The sequence below is a fragment of the Candidatus Jordarchaeum sp. genome, from assembly GCF_052745115.1.
In genome coordinates this window covers 1-3,411 of sequence record NZ_JBRAKS010000394.1, presented here as the reverse complement: position 1 = coordinate 3,411, position 3,411 = coordinate 1, and the positions used below count along the sequence as shown (strand labels likewise).

Here is a 3,411-nt window from a genome sequence, read left to right as displayed (position 1 = left end):
CTGCTCACCAGCCAAAACCAGTTTTAATAACCTATTTCATTTTCAAATACTGTTAGAATAGTAGAATTTTTAAAAAGATTAGTGTTTTATCGCCAATTTTCGAATGAAACAAAGAATAGAAAAGAATTGAATTTTAGGGGAAAAATAGAAGTAAATAGGGGCAAAAGAAAATTTAAGCTAGACTTTCAACTGTAATAGATGCGAACTCGCTGTCAATTTTCTTATCTACTTCGTTAATACGCTTGTCAATCTCATCAGGTGGAACAATTTTGAGACGCGAAATATCATTAAGCACATCCAAATGCTGAATCGATGAGATGGGAACACCGCCATCAACTGCACCCTTCATTTTCTGATAAAACTTCAAAATCGTTTTCAACATCTTATACGCCTTCTCCGGACTACAATAAGTATCAACAGGATGCAAAGCCGACTGCATTAAGTAATCCTCACGAATCATACGCGCCGCCTCAAGAATAACACGCTCACCCTCCGGAAGAGCATCAGGACCGACTAATTGTACGATCTCACGGAGTTCCTCCTCACGCTGTAGTAAATACATAGCTTCACCACGTAAATCCAAGAACTCTTTATTTACATTTTCAGCAAACCACTGTTCCAAACTTTCAAGATACAAGCTGTAACTATTTAACCAGTGGATCGATGGGAAGTGTCTTCTACTTGCTAAGTCTTTGTCAAGACCCCAGAACACCTTCACTACTCGTAAGGTGTTTGTAGTAACAGGCTCAGAAAAATCGCCACCTGGAGGAGAAACAGCGCCACATACGGTTACTGAACCTATTATTGGTTCTGTCTCAGTGGAACCCAACGCTTCAACACGGCCAGCCCTTTCGTAAAACTCTGCAAGCCGCGAAGCCAGATAAGCAGGATAGCCTTCTTCACCTGGCATCTCCTCAAGTCTACCGCTAATCTCGCGCAGTGCTTCAGCCCACCTAGATGTTGAATCTGCCATTAATGCAACATCGTAACCCATATCTCTGAAATACTCAGATATGGTGATTGCAGTGTAAATTGATGCTTCTCGAGCGGCTACAGGCATATTCGAAGTATTAGCGATAAGAACTGTACGCTTCATAAGTGGCTCACCGGTACGAGGATCCTCAAGTTTTGGAAAGTCTTCCAACACTTCAGTCATCTCGTTGCCCCTTTCCCCGCATCCACAATACACCACAACCTGACTATCTGCCCATTTTGCTAGTTGGTGTAACATGACTGTTTTTCCTGTACCGAATCCTCCAGGTATAGATGCGGTTCCGCCTTTTGCTGTGGGAAAGAATGTATCAATTATTCGTTGCCCAGTTATGAGGGGCGTTGTTGATCCTAGTTTTCTAAGATAGGGGCGTCCTTGTCGTACTGGCCAAGTAGTCATCATGGTGATTTCTCGTTCCCCGCGGGGTGTTTTAATAGTTGCTATAGGTTCCTCTACCGTGTATTCGCCTTCAGGGACTATTTCTATTATTTTTCCATTGATGCCTATAGGTATTAATATTCTTGTGGTTACGGTGGTTGTTTCGGGTACAGTTCCTATTATGCCCCCTTGTTTTACGGTGGTGTCCTTTCCTATTATTGGAGTGAATTTATATTTTTTATTTCGAGGAAGAGCTCTTGCTATTACTCCTCTCTGAATGAAGTCTCCGGTCTGTTCTTTAAGAATTTCTAATGGTCTTTGAATACCATCGAAAATCTGACCTATAAGCCCTGGACCTAATTCTACGGATAAGGGGGCACCGGTGGCTACAACTTTTTCCCTTGGTTTTAGACCTGTAGTTTCTTCATAGACTTGAATGGTTGCGTTTGATCCTTCGACCCGGTTTACTTCTCCAATTAATTCTTCTTCCCCGACTCGGCAAACTTCATACATTTGTACTCCGATGAGTCCTTCTGCTTCGATTACGGGTCCCGTAATTCTGATGATTTTTCCGATTCTCTCTTTTGCTGCCAATTTTAGCATTCTCCTTTCTATTATTAAATTAGCAAAATTTGAATTTGTTACACATAGATTTACATCTACTTAAAAATATTTGCAGAAAATAAAATTTTTGAAATTTTTGTAAAAAAGATATTTATTTCAAGAAGATATATTTACTAAAAATTCAATTAACTTCGTGCGCTAGTGTAAAATTTTTAATTTTATATTTAACCTGCTTCGCAGATTCAGTAAATTTATTTTAGTAATTGTGTTTTTCTTATAATATTCAGAAATATTTTTGACGATATGAAAAACTTCTTTTGCCCGGGTTGTGTTAATGGAGGGTGTGTATCGGCTAGCCCGCAAAATACATGACCCGTATGAGGTCGACTTTTTGACTGGGCTGTGGGTGAGCGGCTATCCAAGTGCCCCAGGATGAGGGCGGATGGATGATTGCCGCAGGAGCCGACACACAGGAGGGGTTCCTCCGTGATGTATATAGGAATAGATATTGATAAAAAGTTATGCCACTCATGCATAAAGGATCGAGATGGAAACATTATTAAGGAGCTCAACTTCAGAAACGAGAGCAGCGGCTTCGACATCCTGCTCGACTCCATCAAAGGCGGAGAAGCAAGGGCGGTTATAGAGAGCACCGGCAACCTCTGGATTCGGCTGTACACCAGCCTTGAGGAGGCTGGAGTCGAGGTGGTGCTTGCAAACCCTAAGAAGACGAAGGCCATAGCTGAGGCTAGGCTGAAGAACGACAAGGTGGACGCCAGAACCCTAGCAGACCTCCTGAGAGCGGATCTAGTGGCTCCCTGCTACGTCCCACCCAAAGAGATAAGGGAGCTCAGAAACCTAATCCGGCACCGGATGAACCTCACAAGGGACCTAACTAGAATAAAGAACCGTATCCACTCCCTCCTGGACAAGTACGAGTTTGAGGTTTTCGATGGTAAAGACCTGTTCGGCAAGGAGGGAATGAAGTGGCTCAGAACCATAGCCAACGAACTCTCCTGGGTCGACAGACTTACACTCGAAGCGAAACTCAGACAGGTGGAGCTGCTGAACCAGCTCATAGATGAAGCAGACCTGAGGATGGCCTCGAGGCCGTAGACAGCGAGGATATTAGGTTGCTCATGACCATACCTGGTGTCGACTACTACACTGCCCTACTCTTCATAAGCGAAATAGGGGACATAAGCCGCTTTCCAAGCGCAAGCAAGCTTGTAAGCTGGCTTGGTATCACACCCCGGGTTCAACAGAGCGGGGAGAAGAGCTATAACGGTAGAATAACCAAGGAGGGCTCACCACGCGTAAGGTGGGCTTTGGTTCAGGCGGCCCATGTAGCGGTGCGCTGGGACAATCACATAGCCGAGAAGTATAACCGGATAGAAAGGAGACGCAGCGGCGGAAAAGCGATCGTTGCGGTCGCGAGGGAGATAGCGGTGGCTATGTACCACATGCTCACCCGCCGG

3 protein-coding genes are annotated in these 3,411 nt (G+C 44.2%); 2 read left to right on the top strand and 1 reads right to left on the bottom strand.

Going from position 1 to position 3,411, the window contains the following annotated elements; genetic code table 11:
* Positions 1 to 172: 172 nt before the first annotated feature.
* The gene (locus tag ACUVXA_RS18410) at positions 173 to 1,945 is read right to left on the bottom strand and encodes a V-type ATP synthase subunit A (protein ID WP_445872749.1); all 1,773 of its coding nucleotides are present in this window, start codon (positions 1,943 to 1,945) and stop codon (positions 173 to 175) included.
* 477 nt (positions 1,946 to 2,422) lie between these two features.
* Here ACUVXA_RS18410 and ACUVXA_RS18405 point away from each other — a divergent pair, with 477 nt between their 5' ends.
* Positions 2,423 to 3,049: an IS110 family transposase gene (locus ACUVXA_RS18405; protein ID WP_445872748.1), complete on the top strand. Its 627-nt coding sequence runs from the start codon at positions 2,423 to 2,425 to the stop codon at positions 3,047 to 3,049.
* A gap of 23 nt (positions 3,050 to 3,072) precedes the next feature.
* Positions 3,073 to 3,411: transposase (locus ACUVXA_RS18400; RefSeq protein ID WP_445872747.1), on the top strand; the 339-nt coding region annotated here is incomplete at its 3' end.

Excerpts from the sequence above, each read along its gene's own strand:
- ACUVXA_RS18405 (WP_445872748.1), top strand. The coding sequence starts at position 2,423 with ATGTATATAGGAATAGATATTGATAAAAAGTTATGCCACTCATGCATA.